The organism is Stenotrophomonas rhizophila, assembly GCF_003651185.1.
GTDB classification, from domain to species: domain Bacteria; phylum Pseudomonadota; class Gammaproteobacteria; order Xanthomonadales; family Xanthomonadaceae; genus Stenotrophomonas; species Stenotrophomonas maltophilia_Z.
In genome coordinates this window covers 1213891-1232422 of record NZ_RCDC01000004.1, presented here as the reverse complement: position 1 = coordinate 1232422, position 18532 = coordinate 1213891, and the positions used below count along the sequence as shown (strand labels likewise).

Below are 18532 nucleotides of genomic sequence, written 5' to 3'. Positions count from 1 at the left end.
GGAGAACAGCCGGTGCGATCGTAAGCCCAGGTGGCGGAATTGGTAGACGCACTACCTTGAGGTGGTAGCGACGAGAGTCGTAGGGGTTCGAGTCCCCTCTTGGGCACCATTTGTTTGTAAGCGGGTTCGTCTGGCGCGCAAAGCGCCAGGTAGCGGTATCCGTCCACTCCCCCATGCCAAAGCGCCTGCAGGCGCAGCGGCAGAGGCAAGAGAGAATCGCTGTGCTGGCCGAATATTTGCCGTCTCTGCTGTTTCTGATCGTTGCCACCGGTATCGGCGTTGCGCTGATGCTGGTTGGCCGATTCCTCGGTCCCCGACGTCCTGATCTTAAAAAGCTCTCGCCGTACGAATGCGGCTTCGAGGCTTTCGAGGACGCGCGCATGAAGTTCGATGTGCGCTACTACCTGATCGCGATTCAGTTCATCGTATTTGATCTGGAAATCATCTTCATCGTGCCGTGGACCCAGGTCTTCATGGAGCTGGGCGCACGTTCGCTGGTCACGATGGGCCTCTTCGTAGGCATGCTTTTCCTCGGTTTCATTTACGTCTGGAAGAAGGGAGCGCTGGAATGGGAGTAATTCAGACGCTCGACGGCCTGATGAACAACCCGGTCCCGGAAGGGCGGGTCGATGACATCCTGCGCCCCGAAGGCGACAACCCCCTGCTCGAAAAGGGCTACGTGACCACCAGCGTCGATGCGCTGTTGAATTGGGCGCGTACCGGTTCGATGTGGCCGATGACCTTTGGTCTGGCCTGCTGCGCAGTGGAAATGATGCACGCCGGTGCGGCGCGTCTGGATCTTGACCGTTACGGTGTGGTGTTCCGCCCGTCGCCGCGTCAGTCCGACGTGATGATCGTGGCCGGCACCCTGGTCAACAAGATGGCTCCGGCCCTGCGCAAGGTCTATGACCAGATGCCGGACCCGAAGTGGGTCATCTCGATGGGCAGCTGCGCCAACGGTGGCGGCTACTACCACTACTCCTATGCAGTAGTGCGTGGCTGTGACCGCGTGGTGCCGGTGGACATCTATGTCCCCGGCTGCCCACCTACCGCCGAAGCGCTGGTGTACGGGATCCTGCAGTTGCAGAAGAAGATCTGGCGTACGCAGACCATCGCCCGCTGACATCCCTCCTGACAAGAGCACGCCAAGCCCCCATGGCAGAGCAAGCACATTCCTTCATCGACCGACTTTCCGCACGTTTCGCAGGTGCGCAGGTCTTCGTGGTCGAACCCCGCGGCGAAGTGACGCTGGAAGTGCCCGCCGCTGACTGGCATGCCACCGCTCTGGCGCTGCGCGACGAATTCGGTTTCGAGCAGGCGGTTGACCTGTGCGGCCTGGACTACCTCGGCTATGGCAGCGACGAATGGGATACGGCCGATGTGTCGTCCCAGGGCTTCAGCCGTGGCGTGGAGGGCAAGTCCGTCGGTCGTTTCGCCTGGGGTGAATTCCCCACCCGCGAAACCAGCGATGGCGCCCAGCCGCAGCCGATCCCGCTGCAGCGTTTTGCCGTGGTTACCCAGCTGCGTTCCTACCAGCACAACCTCACGATGCGCATCCGTTGCTTTGCGCCGAACGAGGAGCTGCCGGTGGTCGCGTCATTGACCAACATCTGGCCAGGCCTGAACTGGTTCGAGCGTGAAGCGTTCGATCTGTTCGGCGTGATCTTCGAAGGTCACCCGGACCTGCGCCGGATCCTGACCGACTACGGTTTCGTCGGGCACCCGTTCCGCAAGGATTTCCCGCTGATCGGCAACGTCGAAGTGCGCTACGACGAAGAGAAGCAGCGCGTGATCTACGAGCCGGTGACCTCGGTCGAGCCGCGCGTCGGCGTGCCGCGTGTCATCCGTGACGACGCCCGTTTCCAGACCGCTGCCGGCGAAAGCGCGCAGACGGAGGCAAGCAAGTGAGTGAATTCCACCAGGCCAGCCAGGCCTTTGCGAGCAATCCGGCCGAACTCCGGCAGGAGATCCGCAACTACACGATGAACTTCGGTCCGCAGCATCCGGCCGCGCACGGTGTGCTGCGCCTGATCCTGGAAATGGACGGCGAAACCATCATGCGTGCCGACCCCCACGTGGGCCTGCTGCACCGTGGTACCGAAAAGCTGGCCGAGTCCAAGCCGTTCAACCAGTCGATCGGCTACATGGATCGCCTGGATTACGTGTCGATGATGTGCAACGAGCACGCCTATGTGCGCGCGATCGAAACCCTGATGGGGATCGAGGCGCCCGAGCGTGCCCAGTACATCCGCACCATGTTCGACGAAATCACCCGCATCCTGAATCACCTGATGTGGCTGGGGTCCAACGCGCTCGATCTGGGCGCGATGGCGGTCATGCTGTACGCCTTCCGCGAGCGCGAAGAGCTGATGGACTGCTATGAAGCGGTCTCCGGCGCGCGCATGCATGCGGCGTATTACCGTCCGGGCGGCGTCTACCGCGACCTGCCGGACCACATGCCCAAGTACAAGGAATCGCGCTGGCACAAGGGCAAGGCCCTGAAGAACCTCAACGCCTCGCGCGAAGGTTCGCTGCTGGATTTCCTGGAGAACTTCACCGTTGAATTCCCCAAGCGCGTCGACGAATACGAAACCCTGCTGACCGACAACCGTATCTGGAAGCAGCGTACGGTCGGCATCGGCGTGGTCACCCCGGAACTGGCCCATGCCTGGGGCATGACCGGCGTGATGCTGCGCGGCTCGGGCATTGCCTGGGATCTGCGCAAGAAGCAGCCGTATGCCAAGTACGACGCGGTCGAGTTCGACATCCCGCTCGGCAAGGAAGGTGACTGCTACGACCGTTACCTGTGCCGCGTGGCCGAGATGCGCGAATCCAACCGCATCATCAAGCAGTGCGTGACCTGGCTGAAGGCCAACCCGGGTCCGGTCATGGTCAAGAACTTCAAGGTCGCGCCGCCCAGCCGCGAAGACATGAAGGACGACATGGAAGCGCTGATCCATCACTTCAAGCTGTTCAGTGAAGGCTACTGCGTCCCGGCCGGCGAAACCTACGCCGCCGTCGAAGCGCCCAAGGGCGAGTTCGGCTGCTACCTGATGTCCGATGGTGCCAACAAGCCGTTCCGCGTGCATCTGCGCGCGCCGGGCTTCGCCCATCTGTCCTCGATCGACTCGATCGTGCGCGGGCACATGCTCGCCGACGTGGTGGCCATGATCGGCACCTACGATCTGGTGTTCGGCGAGGTGGACCGGTGATCGCATCCGCTTGCACGACGCCTGACACCCGCCGGCTGCTGCCGGCGCTGCAGGCTCTGGTTTTTAACGATTTCGTATTCGCTGAGGTCGGCCGATGAAGGCGACAGGTAATTTCGAGGCGGCGCGTGACGTCGACCCGATGGTGGTCTTGAATGACAAGACCCGTGCGCACATCGATCACTGGCTGGCCAAGTTCCCGCCGGATCGCAAGCGCTCGGCTGTCCTGCAGGGCCTGCACGCCGCACAGGAACAGAATGCGGGCTGGCTGACCGACGAGCTGATCGCCGGCGTCGCCAAGTACCTGGATCTGCCGCCGGTGTGGGCCTACGAGGTCGCCAGCTTCTACTCGATGTTCGAACTGGAGAAGGTCGGCCGCCACAACGTCGCCTTCTGCACCAACATCAGCTGCTGGTTGAACGGTGCCGAAGACCTGGTCGCGCACGCCGAGAAGAAGCTCGGCTGCAAGACCGGTCAGTCCACCGCCGATGGCCGCATCTACCTCAAGCGCGAAGAAGAATGCCTGGCCGGTTGCGCCGGTGCGCCGATGATGGTCATCAATGGCCATTACCACGAGCGCCTGACCGTCGAGAAAGTCGACGAGCTGCTGGACGGGTTGGAGTAAGACATGGCACATCATCACGCACCCAGTGGTCCGGTCGGTCCCAAACCGTTGCCGCACCAGGTGGTCTACACCACCCTGCATTACGACACTCCGTGGTCGTATGAAAGCTACCTCAAGACCGGCGGCTACGCTGCCCTGCGCAAGATCCTCGAAGAGAAGATCTCGCCGGAGCAGGTCATCGAGATGGTCAAGCAGTCCAACCTGCGCGGCCGTGGCGGCGCGGGCTTCCCGACCGGCCTGAAGTGGTCCTTCATGCCCAAGGGCACCATGCAGAAGTACATCCTGTGCAACTCGGATGAATCCGAGCCGGGGACCTGCAAGGACCGCGACATCCTGCGTTACAACCCGCATTCGGTCGTGGAAGGCATGGCGATCGCCTGCTACGCCACCGGCTCGACCGTGGGCTACAACTACCTGCGTGGTGAGTTCCACCACGAGCCGTTCGAGAACTTCGAGCAGGCCCTGGCCGACGCATACGCGAACGGCTGGCTGGGCAAGGACATCCTCGGCAGCGGCGTGGACATCGACATCTACGGTGCGCTGGGTGCCGGCGCCTACATCTGCGGCGAAGAAACCGCGCTGATGGAATCGCTGGAAGGCAAGAAGGGCCAGCCGCGTTACAAGCCGCCGTTCCCGGCCAACTTCGGCCTGTACGGCAAGCCGTCGACGATCAACAACACCGAGACCTATGCCTCGGTGCCGGCGATCATCCGCAACGGCCCGGAATGGTTCGCAGGCCTGAGCCTGACCAAGAACGGCGGTCCGAAGATCTTCTCGGTCTCCGGTTGCGTGCAGAAGGGTGGCAACTTCGAAGTGCCGCTGGGCACCACCTTCGACGACCTGCTGGAAATGGCCGGTGGTCTGAAGCCGGGCCGCACGCTCAAGGGTGCGGTCCCGGGCGGCGTTTCGATGCCGGTGCTGAAGGCCGAAGAGCTCAAGGGCCTGCAGATGGACTACGACACCCTGCGTGCCCTGGGCACCGGTCTGGGGTCGGGCGCCATCGTGGTGCTGGATGACAGCGTCTGCTGCGTCAAGTTCGCCTGCCGCATCTCGCAGTTCTTCCACAAGGAATCCTGCGGGCAGTGCACCCCGTGCCGTGAAGGCACCGGCTGGATGCACCGCGTGCTGGAGCGCATCGTTGCCGGCAAGGCCACGATGGAAGACCTGCATCAGTTGAAGACGGTGGCCGGCCAGATTGAAGGTCATACCATCTGCGCGTTCGGTGAAGCGGCGGCATGGCCCATCCAGGGCTTCCTGCGCCAGTTCTGGGACGAATTCGAGTACTACATCGTCAACGGTCATTCGATGGTTGACGGCAAGAAGGTGGAGGCAGCCGCCGCATGAGCGCGCAACCCGTAAACCCGAGCGTGCCACCGGATCATGTGACCGTCGAAATCGACGGCCAGTCCCTGGTCGTGCCCAAGGGCTCGATGATCATCCAGGCCGCCGACAAGGCGGGTATTCCGATCCCGCGCTTCTGCTACCACGAGAAGCTGCCGATCGCCGCCAACTGCCGCATGTGCCTGGTCGACGTGGAAAAGTCGCCCAAGCCGGCGCCGGCCTGCGCCACGCCCGTCATGGATGGCATGAAGGTCGCCACCCGCAGTGAAAAGGCGCTGAAGTTCCAGCGCTCGGTGATGGAATTCCTGCTGATCAACCATCCGCTGGACTGCCCGATCTGCGATCAGGGCGGCGAGTGCGAGCTGCAGGACGTTTCGCTGGGCTATGGCCGTTCGGTCAGCCGCTTCAACGAGCGCAAGCGCGTGGTGCCCGACGAGGACATCGGTCCGCTGGTCGCCACCGAAATGACCCGCTGCATCCAGTGCACCCGCTGCGTCCGCTTCACGGCCGACGTTGCCGGTACTTACGAGCTGGGTGGCATGTACCGCGGTGAGAACCTGCAGATCGGCACCTACGACGGCAAGCCGCTGACCACCGAGCTGTCCGGCAACGTGGTCGACGTCTGCCCGGTCGGTGCGCTGACCAACAAGGTGTTCCAGTTCCGCGCCCGGCCGTGGGAACTGACCGCGCGCGAATCGCTGGGCTACCACGACGCGATGGGCTCGAACCTGTTCCTGCACGTGCGCCGCGGCGAAGTACTGCGCGTGGTGCCGCGCGACAACGAGTCGGTCAACGAATGCTGGCTGTCCGATCGGGACCGCTATTCGCACCAGGGCCTGTACAGCGAAGACCGTGCGGTCAAGCCGCTGCGCAAGGTCAATGGCGAGTGGAAGGAAGTGAGCTGGGCCGAAGGCCTGGCCGCGGCCAAGGAGATCTTCGCCGCCCACCAGGGTGACGACCTCGGCGTGCTGGTGCACCCGTCGGCCTCGAACGAGGAGGGTGCACTGCTGGCCCGTCTCGCCGCCGGCCTGGGCACCACGAACATCGATCACCGCATCAACAACCGCGATTTCTCCGACGCCGCCACCGCCGAAGTCTTCGGCCTGCCGCTGGCCGAGATCGAAGGCGCGGACAGCATCGTCGTGCTCGGCAGCAACATCCGCCACGAGCTGCCGCTGCTGCATGCCCGCCTGCGCAAGGCGCAGACCACGCGCAACGCGAAGATCCACGCCGTCAACCCGGTGGACTTCGATTTCGCCTTCAAGCTGGCCAGCAAGCAGATCGTCGCCCCGTCGGCCTTCATCGACGCACTGGGCAACGCCGCGCTGCGCGATGCCGTGAAGGGCGCGAGCAACGCCGTGCTGATCGTCGGTGGCATCGCCGAAAACCACCCGCAGGCCGCCGCGATCCGCGCCGCTGCGCGTGATTTCGCCGCCGCGACCGGTGCCAAGCTGTGCCGCATCCCGCAGGGCGCCAATGCCGTGGGTCTGACCCGCGCCGGCGTGCTGCCGGCCGGCAAGGACGTCAACGCCATGCTGGCCCAGCCGCGCAAGGCCTATGCGATCTACGGCATCGAGCCGGGCCTGGACTTCGCTGACGCCGCCGCTGCCCGCAAGGCACTGGCCGGTGCCCAGGTGGTGGCCTTCAGCCAGTTCGCCTGTGCCTCGACCCGCGACATCGCCGACGTGATCCTGCCGATCGGCGCGCTGCCGGAAGTGGATGCCACCCTGACCAACCTCGATGGTCGCGAGCAGTCGGCCCGTGCCGGCGGCAAGCTGCCGGGCGAGGCGCGTGAAGGCTGGCGTGTGCTGCGTGCACTGGGCGGCGAGATGTCGCTGGCCGGTTTCGAGTTCACCGATCTGGCCGGCCTGCGCGCCAGCCTGGCGCCGGTCAGCGTCACCGTCTCGTCCTCGGCGGCAATGCCGGTGGCAGGCGAGGGCCTGGAAGTGACCTCGACCGCCGCGATCTACCGCACCGATGCGGTGGTCCGTCGCGCCCAGGCACTGCAGTCGCATCCGCTCAACACCGCCCCGCGCATCGTGCTCAACGCCGACGACGCTGCCCGCCTGCAGTTGGTGGAAGGCCAGATGGCCAAGGTCGGCACCGATGCCGGCCGCGCCACCCTGCCGGTGGTGGTCGACGCCCGCGTTGCGGCCGGGTCGGTCTGGATTGAATCGGGCCACGGTGCAACCGCACCGCTGGGTGCCGCACGCGTAACGGTGGTGGCTGCATGAACGAATTGCTGTTGAACGCAGTTGACCCGCTGCACCAGTGGCTGCTGTCACTGGGCGACATCGGCGCGCTGCTCTGGATCATCCTGAAGATCCTGGTGATCGCCATGCCGGTGATCATCTCGGTGGCCTTCTACGTGGTCTGGGAGCGCAAGCTGATCGGCTGGATGCACGTGCGTCATGGCCCGATGTATGTCGGCATGGGCATCTTCCAGGCCTTCGCCGACGTCTTCAAACTGCTGTTCAAGGAGATCATCCAGCCGAGCAGCTCGCACAAGGCGATGTTCATCCTTGCGCCGCTGATCACGCTGGGCCCGGCCTTCGCGGCCTGGTCGGTGATTCCCTTCGACGCACAGATCGTGCTGTCCAACGCCAACGCCGGTCTGCTGTACCTGTTGGCAATGACCTCGCTGGGCGTGTACGGCATCATCCTGGCCGGTTGGGCCTCCAACTCGAAGTACGCGTTCCTGGGTGCCATGCGCGCCTCGGCGCAGATGATCAGCTACGAAATCGCGATGGGCTTTGCCCTGGTCGGCGTGATGATCGCCTCGGGCAGCCTCAACCTGAGCAGCATCGTGATGGCGCAGGCGGGCAACTCCGGTCTGTTCGACTGGTTCCTGCTGCCGCTGTTCCCGTTGTTCATCGTGTACTGGGTGTCCGGCGTCGCCGAAACCAACCGCGCGCCGTTCGACGTCGTGGAAGGTGAATCGGAAATCGTGGCCGGCCACATGGTCGAATACTCCGGTGGTGCATTCGCGCTGTTCTTCCTGGCCGAATACGCCAACATGATCCTGATCAGCTTCCTGATCTCGATCTTCTTCCTCGGTGGTTGGCTGAGCCCGCTCCAGGGCTGGATCACGGCAGACATCTCGCCGTGGATCGACTGGATCTGGAAGGGCGGCTGGCCGTGGCTGCTGCTGAAGGTCTTCTTCTTCGCCAGCTCCTACATCTGGTTCCGTGCCAGCTTCCCGCGCTTCCGTTACGACCAGATCATGCGTCTGGGCTGGAAGGTCTTCATCCCGCTCACCATCTTCTGGATTGCAGTGACGGCGTTGATGGTGTTTTACGGCGTGATCCAGAAGGGCGTCTAAGCGATGAACCGAATTACCCATTACTTCAAAAGCCTGCTGCTCCTTGAGCTGCTCGGTGGTCTGTGGCTGACCCTGAAGTACGCCTTCAAGCCGAAGTACACGATGATGTACCCGATGGAGAAGTTCCCGCAGTCGCCGCGTTTCCGCGGTCTGCATGCACTTCGCCGCTATCCCAACGGTGAGGAACGCTGCATCGCATGCAAACTGTGCGAAGCGGTGTGCCCGGCGCTGGCGATCACCATCGATTCGGCCAAGCGCGAGGACGGCACCCGCCGTACCACCCGTTACGACATCGATCTGTTCAAGTGCATCTTCTGCGGCTTCTGTGAAGAAAGCTGCCCGGTGGACTCGATCGTCGAGACCCACATTCTCGAGTACCACTTCGAGAACCGTGGCGAGAACATCGTTACCAAGCCGCAGCTGCTGGCCATCGGTGATCGGCTTGAAGCCGAGATCGCCGAGCGTCGCGCCGCCGATGCCGCTTTCCGCTGAGGTCGAATGATGGATTGGGTAAATATCAGTTTCTGGGTCTTCTCCATCGTGGCGGGCATTTCCGCTGCGGCGGTGATCAGCGTGCGCAATCCGGTCTACGCCGTGTTGTGCCTGATCCTGACCTTCTTCTCCGTGGCCTGCATCTGGATCCTGGTCGGGGCCGAGTTCCTCGGTGTCGCGCTGGTGCTGGTCTACGTCGGCGCGGTCATGGTGCTGTTCCTGTTCGTGGTGATGATGCTGGACATCGATCCCTCCAACCTGCGTGAGGGCTGGGTACGTTACCTGCCGCTCGGCCTGGTGGTGGCGGTGACGATGCTCGTGCAGATGCTGGTGCTGATCGGCGTGAAGGGCAGGGCGGTCAATCCGTTCCCGGCCGACAACGCTGCCGCGCTGGCGGCTGACACCTCCAACATCACCTGGCTGGCCCGCAGCCTGTTCACCGAGTACCTGCTGCCGTTCGAGTTCGCTGCCGTCATCCTGACCGTGGCCGTGGTTGCCGCCGTCATGCTGACCCTGCGTCGCCGCACCGGCCTGAAGACCCAGAACCCGTCCGAGCAGACCATGGTCAAGGGCAGCGATCGCCTGCGCATCGTCAAGATGGATGTGGAGAAGCCGGTCGTGCACACCAATATCAAGCCGTCCAGCAACGAGGAGGCGCAGCCATGATCACGCTTGGCCACATTCTGGCGCTGGGTGCGGTGCTGTTCTGCATCAGCCTTGCCGGCATTTTCCTCAACCGCAAGAACATCATCGTGCTGTTGATGTCCATCGAGTTGATGCTGCTGTCGGTCAACATCAATTTCGTCGGGTTCTCGCGTGAGATGGGTGATACGGCCGGACAGCTGTTCGTCTTCTTCATCCTGACCGTGGCCGCGGCCGAGGCCGCCATCGGCCTCGCGATCCTGGTAACCCTGTTCCGTACTCGCCGCACCATCAATGTCGGCGAAGTCGATTCGCTGAAGGGCTGATCCGTAGATGGAAATCACTCTCTCCAAGAGTCTGTTGATCGCAGTGGTGCTCGCACCGCTGTTCGGCAGCATCATCGCCGGCCTGTTCGGTCGTCAGGTCGGTCGCGCTGGCGCGCAGGCGGTCACCATCCTCGGCGTGGCGGTCAGCTGCGTGCTGTCCAGCTACGTGCTGTACATGCTGCTGTGGGGCGGCGCCCAGCCGTTCAACCAGAACCTCTATACGTTCTTCGACGTGGGCCAGTACTCGGCGCACGTCGGCTTCATGGTCGACAAGCTCACCGCGATGATGATGGTCGTGGTGACCTTCGTATCCTTCCTGGTGCACGTGTACACCATCGGCTACATGCAGGATGACCCGGGCTACCAGCGGTTCTTCAGCTACATCTCGCTGTTCACCTTCTCGATGCTCACCCTGGTAATGAGCAACAACTTCCTGCAGCTGTTCTTCGGCTGGGAAGCGGTGGGCCTGGTGTCGTACCTGCTGATCGGGTTCTGGTTCAAGCGCCCGACCGCCATCTTCGCCAACATGAAGGCCTTCCTGGTCAACCGTGTCGGTGACTTCGGCTTCATCCTCGGCATCGCCGGCGTGTTGTGGGTGTTTGGCACCCTGGATTACGCCACCGTGTTCGCCAACGCCCAGGTGCTGGGCCACCCGGATGCGCTGATCCAGATCTGGTCGGGCACGATCGATCTGTTCGGCACCTCCATCCCGGTGATGAGCGAGCCGGTGATCTGGTCGGTCGCCACCGTGATCTGCATCTGCCTGTTCATCGGTGCGATGGGCAAGTCGGCCCAGGTGCCGCTGCACGTCTGGCTGCCGGACTCGATGGAAGGCCCGACCCCGATCTCGGCCCTGATCCATGCCGCGACCATGGTCACCGCGGGCATCTTCATGGTCACCCGCATGTCGCCGCTGTTCGAGCTGTCGCAGACCGCGCTGAACTTCGTGCTCTTCATCGGCGCCACCACCGCGTTCTTCACCGGCCTGATCGGCATCGTGCAGAACGACATCAAGCGCGTCGTCGCGTACTCCACGCTGTCCCAGCTGGGTTACATGACCGTCGCCCTGGGTGTGTCGGCGTACTCGGCGGCCGTGTTCCACCTGATGACCCACGCCTTCTTCAAGGCGCTGCTGTTCCTCGGCGCGGGCTCGGTGATCATCGCCATGCACCACGAGCAGGACATGCGCAAGATGGGCGGCCTGCGCAAGTACATGCCGATCACCTTCGTCACCATGTGGATCGGTACGCTGGCCCTGGTCGGTACCCCGTTCTTCTCCGGCTTCTACTCCAAGGACACCATCATCGAGGCCGCGCAGCACCACGCGCATGTGTCCTCGAGCTGGGTGGCAACCTACGGGTACTGGGCGGTGCTGGGTGGCGTGGTCGTGACCAGCTTCTACAGCTTCCGCCTGCTGTTCCTGACCTTCCATGGCAAGGAGCGCTTCCGCGACGCGCATGATGCCCATGGCGACGCGCATGATGCCCATGGCGACGGCCATGACGATAAGCACGCCGGTCACGGCCATGACGATCACCACGCCGCTGACGCGCATGCCGCCGACGCCCACCACGGCGACGCGCATCATGACGATCATGGCCACGGCCATGGCGCGCATGAGCCGCACGAAACCCCGTGGGTGGTGACGCTGCCGCTGATCCTGCTGGCGATCCCCTCGATGGTCATCGGTTTCTTCAGCATCGGTCCGATGCTGTATGGCACCGACTGGGCCGGCGACCACGCCGACGCCGCCATCCCGGGCCAGGTGCATTCGTTCTTCACCGGCATCGTTGATTTCTACGACCCGGCGCGCAACACCATCGGTGCGCTGGCCGAAGAGTTCCACGGCCCGGTGGCCTTCGCGATCCACGGCATGATGGCCCCGGCCTTCATCCTGACGGTGGTCGGCTTCCTGCTGGCGGCGCTGTTCTACCTGTGGAAGCCGGAACTGGCCGGCAAGGCCCGCAAGACCTTCGCGCCGATCGTGTCGGTGCTGGAGAACAAGTACGGCTTCGACAAGCTCTGGATCGGCGGTTTCGCCGGCGGCGGTATCAAGCTCGGCAAGGTTTCGCGCGCGATCGACACGAATGTGGTCGATGGTGTGGTGGTCAACGGTTCGGCGCGCCTGATCGATCTGGCGGCCAACCTGCTGCGTCGCACCCAATCCGGTTTCCTCTATCACTACGCCTTCGCGATGATCATCGGCCTGATTGCCCTTCTGGGCGTCCTGATGCATTACCTGCGTTGATGACCTGTACGGAATAAGAAGACGTGTCGAACTGGCCCCTACTTAGTGTTCTCATCTGGCTGCCGATCATCGGCGGTGCCTTGATCCTTGCCATCCGTGATGCCCAAACCGCCCGGTGGGCGTCCCTGGGCGTCGCGGTGCTGACCTTCGTGGCCAGCCTGTCGCTGCTCAGCGGCTATGACACGGGAATCGACGCGCTGCAGTTCGTCGAGACCCGCGCCTGGATTCCCGCCTACGACATCGGCTACAACCTCGGCGTCGACGGCATCGCGATCGCGCTGATCCTGCTGACCACGCTGGTCTCGGTGTTGGCCCTGATCGGTGCCTGGAGCGCGATCGACAAGCGCGTGAACCAGTACGTGGCCGCCTTCCTGATGCTGGAAGGTGTCACCGTCGGTATCTTCTCGGCGACGGACGCGATGCTGTTCTACGTGTTCTTCGAAGCGATGCTGATCCCGATGTTCCTGATCATCGGTGTCTGGGGCGGCCCGCGCCGCATCTATGCCGCGCTGAAGTTCTTCCTGTACACCTTCCTCGGCTCGGTGCTGATGCTGGTGGCCCTGATCTACCTGTACCTGAAGGGCGGCAGCTTCCAGCTGGCCGACCTGTACCAGCTGCAGCTGTCGGGCAAGGAACAGACCTGGATCTTCTTCGCCTTCCTGATCGCCTTCGCGGTCAAGGTGCCGATGTTCCCGGTCCACACCTGGCTGCCGGACGCCCACGTGGAAGCGCCGACCGCCGGCTCGGTGATCCTGGCCGCCATCGCCCTGAAGATCGGTGGCTACGGCTTCCTGCGCTTCAACCTGCCGATCGTGCCGGACGCCTCGCATGAATGGGCCTGGCTGGTGATCGCGCTGTCGCTCATTGCGGTGATCTACGTCGGCCTGGTCGCCCTGGTGCAGGACGACATGAAGAAGCTGATCGCCTATTCGTCGATCGCGCACATGGGCTTCGTCACCCTGGGCACCTTCATCGCCCTGTGGCTGGTGCGTGACGCCGGCAACCCGGACGCAGCCCGCTTGGGCCTGCAGGGCGCGATGGTGCAGATGGTCTCGCACGGTTTCGTGTCCGGCGCGATGTTCTCCTGCGTGGGTGTGCTGTACGACCGCATGCACAGCCGCCGCATCGCCGATTACGGCGGCGTGGTCAACGTGATGCCCTGGTTCGCCACCTTCGCCATGCTGTTCTTCATGGCCAATGCGGGCCTGCCGGGTACCAGCGGTTTCGTCGGTGAATTCATGATCATCATGGCCAGCTTCCAGCGCAATCCGTGGCTGGCACTCGGCGCGGCGAGCACCCTGGTGATCACCGCGGCGTATACGCTGTGGCTGTACAAGCGCGTGTTCTTCGGTGAGGTGGCCAATGCCCATGTCGCCGAACTGAAGGACATCAACGGTCGCGAGTGGCTGGTGTTGGGTGTATTCGCCGTGGGCACCCTTGCCCTGGGCCTGTACCCCAAGCCGCTGACCGACCTGATGGAGCCCTCGATCGCGAAGCTGGCGATGCAGATCGCATCCAGCAAGCTGCTGTAATCGGGCCGTCGAGAGTATTGATTCCAGGATTTGATGATGACCACCTCGCCGCTGTTGCCACTGACCGCCGCTGACCTCCCGCCGCTCGCTCCCGAGCTGGTGCTGGTTGGCAGTGCGTTCGCCCTGTTGATGCTTGATCTTTTCATCAGTGAGAAGAACAAGATCTGGACCCACCTGTTCTCGATCGCTGCGCTGGCGGTCGTGTTCTTCATGCTCGCCACCGGAGTGGGCGGGCAGGGCGAGGTCTTCCACGGCATGTTCGTCCGCGACAACGCGGCCGACGTGATGAAGACCGTGATCGTGCTGTGCAGCGGCCTGACCCTGATCTACGGTTGGAGCTACCTGCGCGAGCGCAAGCTCTACCAGGGCGAGATCCCGGTGCTGATCCTGTTCGCCACCGCGGGCATGATGATCCTGGTCTCGGCCGGCAGCCTGCTGATGGTCTATCTTGGCCTGGAACTGCTGGCGCTGTGCTCCTACGCCCTGGTCGCCAGCAACCGTGAAAACGGCCTGGCTTCGGAAGCGGCGATGAAGTACATCGTGCTCGGCTCGCTCGCCTCGGGCCTGCTGCTGTACGGCATGTCGCTGATCTACGGCGCCACCGGCTCGCTGCACCTGGACGCCATCAACGCGGCCATTCCGCATACCGAAGAGAAGATGCTGCTGCTGACCGGCGCGGTGTTCATGATCGCCGGCGTGGCCTTCAAGCTGGGTGCGGCACCGTTCCACATGTGGCTGCCCGACGTCTACCAGGGTGCCCCGGCACCGGTCGCGCTGTTCATCAGCTCGGCCCCGAAGCTGGCGGCGTTCGGCATGGCCTACCGCCTGCTGGAAATGGGCGTGGGTCCGCTGGCCGACGAGTGGAAGTACCTGATCGGTGGTCTGGCCGCACTGTCGCTGGTGATCGGCAATCTGATGGCGATCGCGCAGACCAACCTCAAGCGCATGCTCGCGTTCTCGACCGTCTCGCACATCGGCTTCCTGCTGATGGGCATGGCCGGTGGTGGCGAGCGGGGTTACTCGGCGGCGCTGTTCTATGCCCTGAGCTACGCGATCATGTCCACTGCTGCGTTCGGCGCGATCATCGCCTTGTCGCGGAATGGCTTTGAAGCCGAGAGGATCGAAGACTTCAAGGGTCTGAATGCCCGCAACCCGTGGATGGCCGGCCTGGTGCTGTGCATCATGGCGTCGCTGGCAGGCATCCCGCCGTTCCTGGGCTTCTGGACCAAACTGGCCGTGCTCGGTGCCGCGATCCAAGGCGACATGCTGTGGCTGGCCATGGTCGGCGTGATCTGCGCCGTGATCGGCTGCTTCTACTACCTGCGCGTCATCAAGGTCATGTACTTCGATGAGCCGGTGGGTGAGCCGCTGCCGGCCAACAACGACCGCGTGCTGGGCGTGGTGCTGGGCGTGAATGCCCTGGCGCTGCTGGCCCTGGGCGTGGCGTGGAACCCGATCATGGTGTGGTGCCAGCAGGCATTTCCACATATTTCGTAAAAAACGATACAAACGTGCGCAACTCGTGTAATATTCATCTCCTGAGTTGTTGATGCAGCGGTTTCGCCAGAACATCGTTGCTAGGAAGCCCCCCGGGTCTTCCGCACTCATCCGCTTCTGCTGCGGGGTGGAGCAGTCTGGCAGCTCGTCGGGCTCATAACCCGAAGGTCGCAGGTTCAAATCCTGCCCCCGCTACCATATAGCTCCGGTGCAAACCGGAGGCAGTGGACGAATCAAGCGATACCGGAAACGGTGTCGCTTTTTTCGTTCCTGGGTCTGGCTCGCCTTTCACAGCCGATGTTTCAAAGGGGTTGCACGGGAACTCAAACTCCCTTACAATTCCGCTTCTGCTGCGGGGTGGAGCAGTCTGGCAGCTCGTCGGGCTCATAACCCGAAGGTCGCAGGTTCAAATCCTGCCCCCGCTACCACAGAAAATCTGCAGTGCAGATGCAGTAGACGAAAAGGCGATCTCGTCGACGAGGTCGCTTTTTTCGTTGTGGCATCGCCTGAAATGTTGCCCGCCTTTGCTTGCGACTTCAGTGACTGGCCAGCCATTTCCGTAGGCAGCGGTGTGGGCAGGTTGGCGGGACCATTGGGCGACATGGATGTCGCCCATGAGCCCCCATGGGTGAGGGCGCATTGCCTGCGAGGCACTGCCTCGCATGCGTTCGAACGCACAGCCGCCAGCGGCTGGGCCGGGCCGCGGAGCGGGGTTCACGGCGCGTCCCGCGGACCTGCCTGCACCGATGCCCTCGACGAAAGCCTAAACAGCCCGCCTTCGCTGTTCAGCTTTCCGAATAGAGGCGCCAGTAGCCACCCCAACCATTGCACCAGCGCGGTGCACCGGCTATCATCAGTGGCTTAGCGGACTGTCTACTCATCTCCTGTCAACGGAAATGAACAGGCCCCGCAACCGGCTTCCAGGAACGGCAACCTGTACCCAGGCCGCCGTGACCCCCGGAACGCTGGGCTCGCAGGAACGCACCACGTGCGCATCTGCACCGGAATCCAGCATGACCGGAGTTGTACCGGACAGGGGCCCAACGGGCCCTTTGTTGTTTCCGGAAGGTGGTCCATGCAACGGACCAGACCCGTATTTCTTTTCAACGAATCAAGGCCGACTGTGAGCGACAAGGCAACCGAAATCGCGAATCTGCTCGCCCCCACCGTTCAGTCGCTGGGTCTCGAGCTGCTGGGCGTGGAATATCTGACCGCCCCGGGTGGTGCCACGCTGCGCCTGTACATCGACGTGCCGCTGGCCGAACAGCCCGAGCGCATCGTCAACATCGACGACTGCGAACGCGTCAGCCGCGAAGTGTCCGCCCAGCTGGACGTCGAGGACCCGATCACGGCGAACTACACGCTGGAAGTGTCTTCGCCGGGCGTGGACCGCCCGCTGTTCACCGGCGACCAGTTCGAGCGCGCCATCGGCGAATCCGCCAAGGTGACGCTGAGCCTGCCGCAGGACGGCCGCCGCCGTCTGCAGGGCGAGATCCTCGCCGTGGATATCGAACAAGGCACGGTCACCTTCAAGGTCGACAATGCCCCGTTTACCGCCGACATCGACAACATCGACAAGGCGCGCATCATGCCGGACTGGGCCGCCCTCGGCCTGGCTCCGACCAAACCGACTGGCCCGGCACCCAAACAGGGTGGCAAGGCGAACAAGAAACCATCCAACGAGCCGGCGGCCAAAAAGCCGCGCGCGGAGTGAGCCAATGAGCAAGGAACTTTTGCTGGTAGTGGATGCGGTCGCCAACGAAAAAGGCGTCCCGCGCGAAGTCATCTTCGATGCCATCGAGGCAGCGTTGGCTTCGGCTGCCAAAAAGCGTTACCCGGAAGAAGAAGTGCTGGCCCGTGTGTCGATCGACCACAAGGACGGCAACTACGAAACCTTCCGCCGCTGGGAAGTGGTGGCCGATGACGTGGTCATGGAGTCCCCGGACCGCCAGATCCGTCTGATGGACGCCATCGATGAAGCCGACGGCGTGGAAGTCGGCGACTACATCGAAGAGCAGATCGAAAACCCGGACTTCGGCCGTATCGCCGCACAGGCCGCCAAGCAGGTGATCGTCCAGCGCGTGCGCGAGGCCGAGCGTCAGCAGGTGGTCGATGCATGGAAGGATCGCGTCGGTGAACTGGTCACCGGTGTGGTCAAGCGCGCCGAGCGCGGCAACATCTATGTGGACCTGGGCGGCAACGCCGAGGCCTTCATTCCGAAGGACAAGGGCATTCCGCGCGACGTACTGCGCGCTGGCGACCGCGTGCGCGGTTACCTGGCCGAAGTTCGCTCCGAACCGCGTGGCCCGCAGCTGTTCATCAGCCGCGCCGCCCCGGAATTCATGATCGAACTGTTCAAGCTCGAAGTGCCGGAAGTCGGCCAGGGCCTGGTCGAGATCAAGGCCTGTGCACGTGATCCGGGCGACCGCGCCAAGATCGCCGTGCTGGCCCACGATTCGCGTACCGATCCGATCGGTGCCTGCATCGGCATGCGCGGTTCGCGCGTGCAGGCCGTGTCCAACGAGCTCAATGGCGAGCGCGTGGACATCGTGCTGTGGAACGAGAACCCCGCCAACTTCGTCATCAACGCGATGGCGCCGGCGGAAGTGCAGTCGATCATCGTCGATGAAGAAAAGCACTCGATGGACCTGGCCGTGGCGGAAGAGCGCCTGGCCCAGGCGATCGGCAAGGGCGGCCAGAACGTCCGTCTTGCCAGCCGCCTGACCGGTTGGCAGCTCAATGTGATGACCCAGGACCAGGTGACCGCCAAGTCCGAGGCAGAGCAGGGTGTTGCCCGCCAGCTGTTCATGGACAAGCTGGAAGTGGATGAAGAAATCGCCGCCATCCTGGTGACCGAAGGCTTCAACACCGTGGAAGAAATCGCCTACGTCCCGGTCGGCGAACTGCTGGCCGTGGAAGGCTTCGACGAAGACATCGTCGAAGAGCTGCGTGCCCGTGCCCGCGATGCGCTGCTCAACGAAGCGCTCGCGGTGGAAGAAGGTCTGGAAGACGGCTCGCCGTCGGAAGACCTGCTCGCCCTGGAAGGCATGGACGAGGCAACTGCCTACGCCCTGGCCGGTCACGGCGTGCGTACCAGTGAGGACCTGTCGGACCTGGCCGCCGACGAGATCCTCGAGTTCGGCATCGAGGACATGGACCAGGAGCGCGCCGCCGCCCTGATCCTTGCCGCCCGAGCCGAGGAGATCGCCCGCCTGGAGCGCGGCGAATGAGCCAGCGATGAACAGTGCCCTGACCCGCTCAGGGCTTAGACTCCGCGCTGCCTTCGCACGTTTCGAGG

The 18532-nt window shown here is 63.4% G+C and carries 16 protein-coding genes and 3 tRNA genes; all 19 read left to right on the top strand.

Annotated features, from left to right (window positions below):
* Positions 1 to 24: 24 nt before the first annotated feature.
* Positions 25 to 109 (top strand) — tRNA-Leu (locus tag BCL79_RS05565).
* Positions 110 to 221: 112 nt separating this feature from the next.
* Positions 222 to 578 (top strand): NADH-quinone oxidoreductase subunit A, encoded by a 357-nt coding sequence (locus BCL79_RS05560; protein ID WP_026069699.1) that lies wholly within the window; start codon positions 222 to 224, stop codon positions 576 to 578.
* Positions 569 to 1123, top strand: coding sequence for a NuoB/complex I 20 kDa subunit family protein (locus BCL79_RS05555; RefSeq protein WP_019182677.1), 555 nt, complete (start codon positions 569 to 571; stop codon positions 1121 to 1123). The genes BCL79_RS05560 and BCL79_RS05555 overlap by 10 nt, the downstream gene beginning before the upstream one ends.
* Positions 1124 to 1155: 32 nt before the next feature.
* Positions 1156 to 1908: an NADH-quinone oxidoreductase subunit C gene (locus BCL79_RS05550; RefSeq protein ID WP_121038427.1), complete on the top strand. Its 753-nt coding sequence runs from the start codon at positions 1156 to 1158 to the stop codon at positions 1906 to 1908.
* On the top strand, positions 1905 to 3212 hold the full coding sequence (locus BCL79_RS05545) for an NADH-quinone oxidoreductase subunit D (protein WP_121038424.1): 1308 nt from the start codon (positions 1905 to 1907) through the stop codon (positions 3210 to 3212). The genes BCL79_RS05550 and BCL79_RS05545 overlap by 4 nt, the downstream gene beginning before the upstream one ends.
* 94 nt (positions 3213 to 3306) lie before the next feature.
* Complete coding sequence (gene nuoE / locus BCL79_RS05540) at positions 3307 to 3834, top strand: NADH-quinone oxidoreductase subunit NuoE (RefSeq protein WP_121038421.1); 528 nt, start codon at positions 3307 to 3309, stop codon at positions 3832 to 3834.
* Between the two features lie 3 nt (positions 3835 to 3837).
* Entirely contained in the window at positions 3838 to 5178 is a 1341-nt protein-coding gene (gene nuoF / locus BCL79_RS05535) for an NADH-quinone oxidoreductase subunit NuoF (protein ID WP_121038418.1), read from the top strand.
* Positions 5175 to 7409 (top strand): NADH-quinone oxidoreductase subunit NuoG, encoded by a 2235-nt coding sequence (nuoG, locus tag BCL79_RS05530; RefSeq protein WP_121038415.1) that lies wholly within the window; start codon positions 5175 to 5177, stop codon positions 7407 to 7409. The genes nuoF and nuoG overlap by 4 nt, the downstream gene beginning before the upstream one ends.
* Entirely contained in the window at positions 7406 to 8497 is a 1092-nt protein-coding gene (nuoH, locus tag BCL79_RS05525) for an NADH-quinone oxidoreductase subunit NuoH (protein WP_121038412.1), read from the top strand. The genes nuoG and nuoH overlap by 4 nt, the downstream gene beginning before the upstream one ends.
* A gap of 3 nt (positions 8498 to 8500) precedes the next feature.
* Positions 8501 to 8989, top strand: a complete 489-nt coding sequence (nuoI, locus tag BCL79_RS05520) for an NADH-quinone oxidoreductase subunit NuoI (RefSeq protein WP_121038409.1) — start codon at positions 8501 to 8503, stop codon at positions 8987 to 8989.
* A 9-nt stretch (positions 8990 to 8998) separates the two neighbouring features.
* A complete protein-coding gene (locus BCL79_RS05515) occupies positions 8999 to 9655 on the top strand; it encodes an NADH-quinone oxidoreductase subunit J (protein WP_121041162.1) in 657 nt (218 codons plus the stop codon).
* On the top strand, positions 9652 to 9957 hold the full coding sequence (gene nuoK, locus BCL79_RS05510) for an NADH-quinone oxidoreductase subunit NuoK (protein ID WP_019182685.1): 306 nt from the start codon (positions 9652 to 9654) through the stop codon (positions 9955 to 9957). The genes BCL79_RS05515 and nuoK overlap by 4 nt, the downstream gene beginning before the upstream one ends.
* A gap of 7 nt (positions 9958 to 9964) precedes the next feature.
* On the top strand, positions 9965 to 12205 hold the full coding sequence (gene nuoL / locus BCL79_RS05505; protein WP_121038406.1) for an NADH-quinone oxidoreductase subunit L: 2241 nt from the start codon (positions 9965 to 9967) through the stop codon (positions 12203 to 12205).
* A gap of 23 nt (positions 12206 to 12228) precedes the next feature.
* On the top strand, positions 12229 to 13737 hold the full coding sequence (locus BCL79_RS05500) for an NADH-quinone oxidoreductase subunit M (protein ID WP_121038403.1): 1509 nt from the start codon (positions 12229 to 12231) through the stop codon (positions 13735 to 13737).
* 36 nt (positions 13738 to 13773) lie between these two features.
* Positions 13774 to 15234, top strand: a complete 1461-nt coding sequence (nuoN, locus tag BCL79_RS05495) for an NADH-quinone oxidoreductase subunit NuoN (protein ID WP_121038400.1) — start codon at positions 13774 to 13776, stop codon at positions 15232 to 15234.
* 121 nt (positions 15235 to 15355) lie between these two features.
* Positions 15356 to 15432, top strand: a tRNA-Met gene (locus BCL79_RS05490).
* 153 nt (positions 15433 to 15585) lie between these two features.
* Positions 15586 to 15662: transfer RNA gene (locus tag BCL79_RS05485), tRNA-Met, on the top strand.
* Positions 15663 to 16357: 695 nt separating this feature from the next.
* A complete protein-coding gene (gene rimP / locus BCL79_RS05480) occupies positions 16358 to 16948 on the top strand; it encodes a ribosome maturation factor RimP (RefSeq protein WP_121038397.1) in 591 nt (196 codons plus the stop codon).
* A gap of 4 nt (positions 16949 to 16952) precedes the next feature.
* Positions 16953 to 18464, top strand: coding sequence for a transcription termination factor NusA (nusA, locus tag BCL79_RS05475; RefSeq protein WP_121038394.1), 1512 nt, complete (start codon positions 16953 to 16955; stop codon positions 18462 to 18464).
* Positions 18465 to 18532 lie beyond the last annotated feature (68 nt).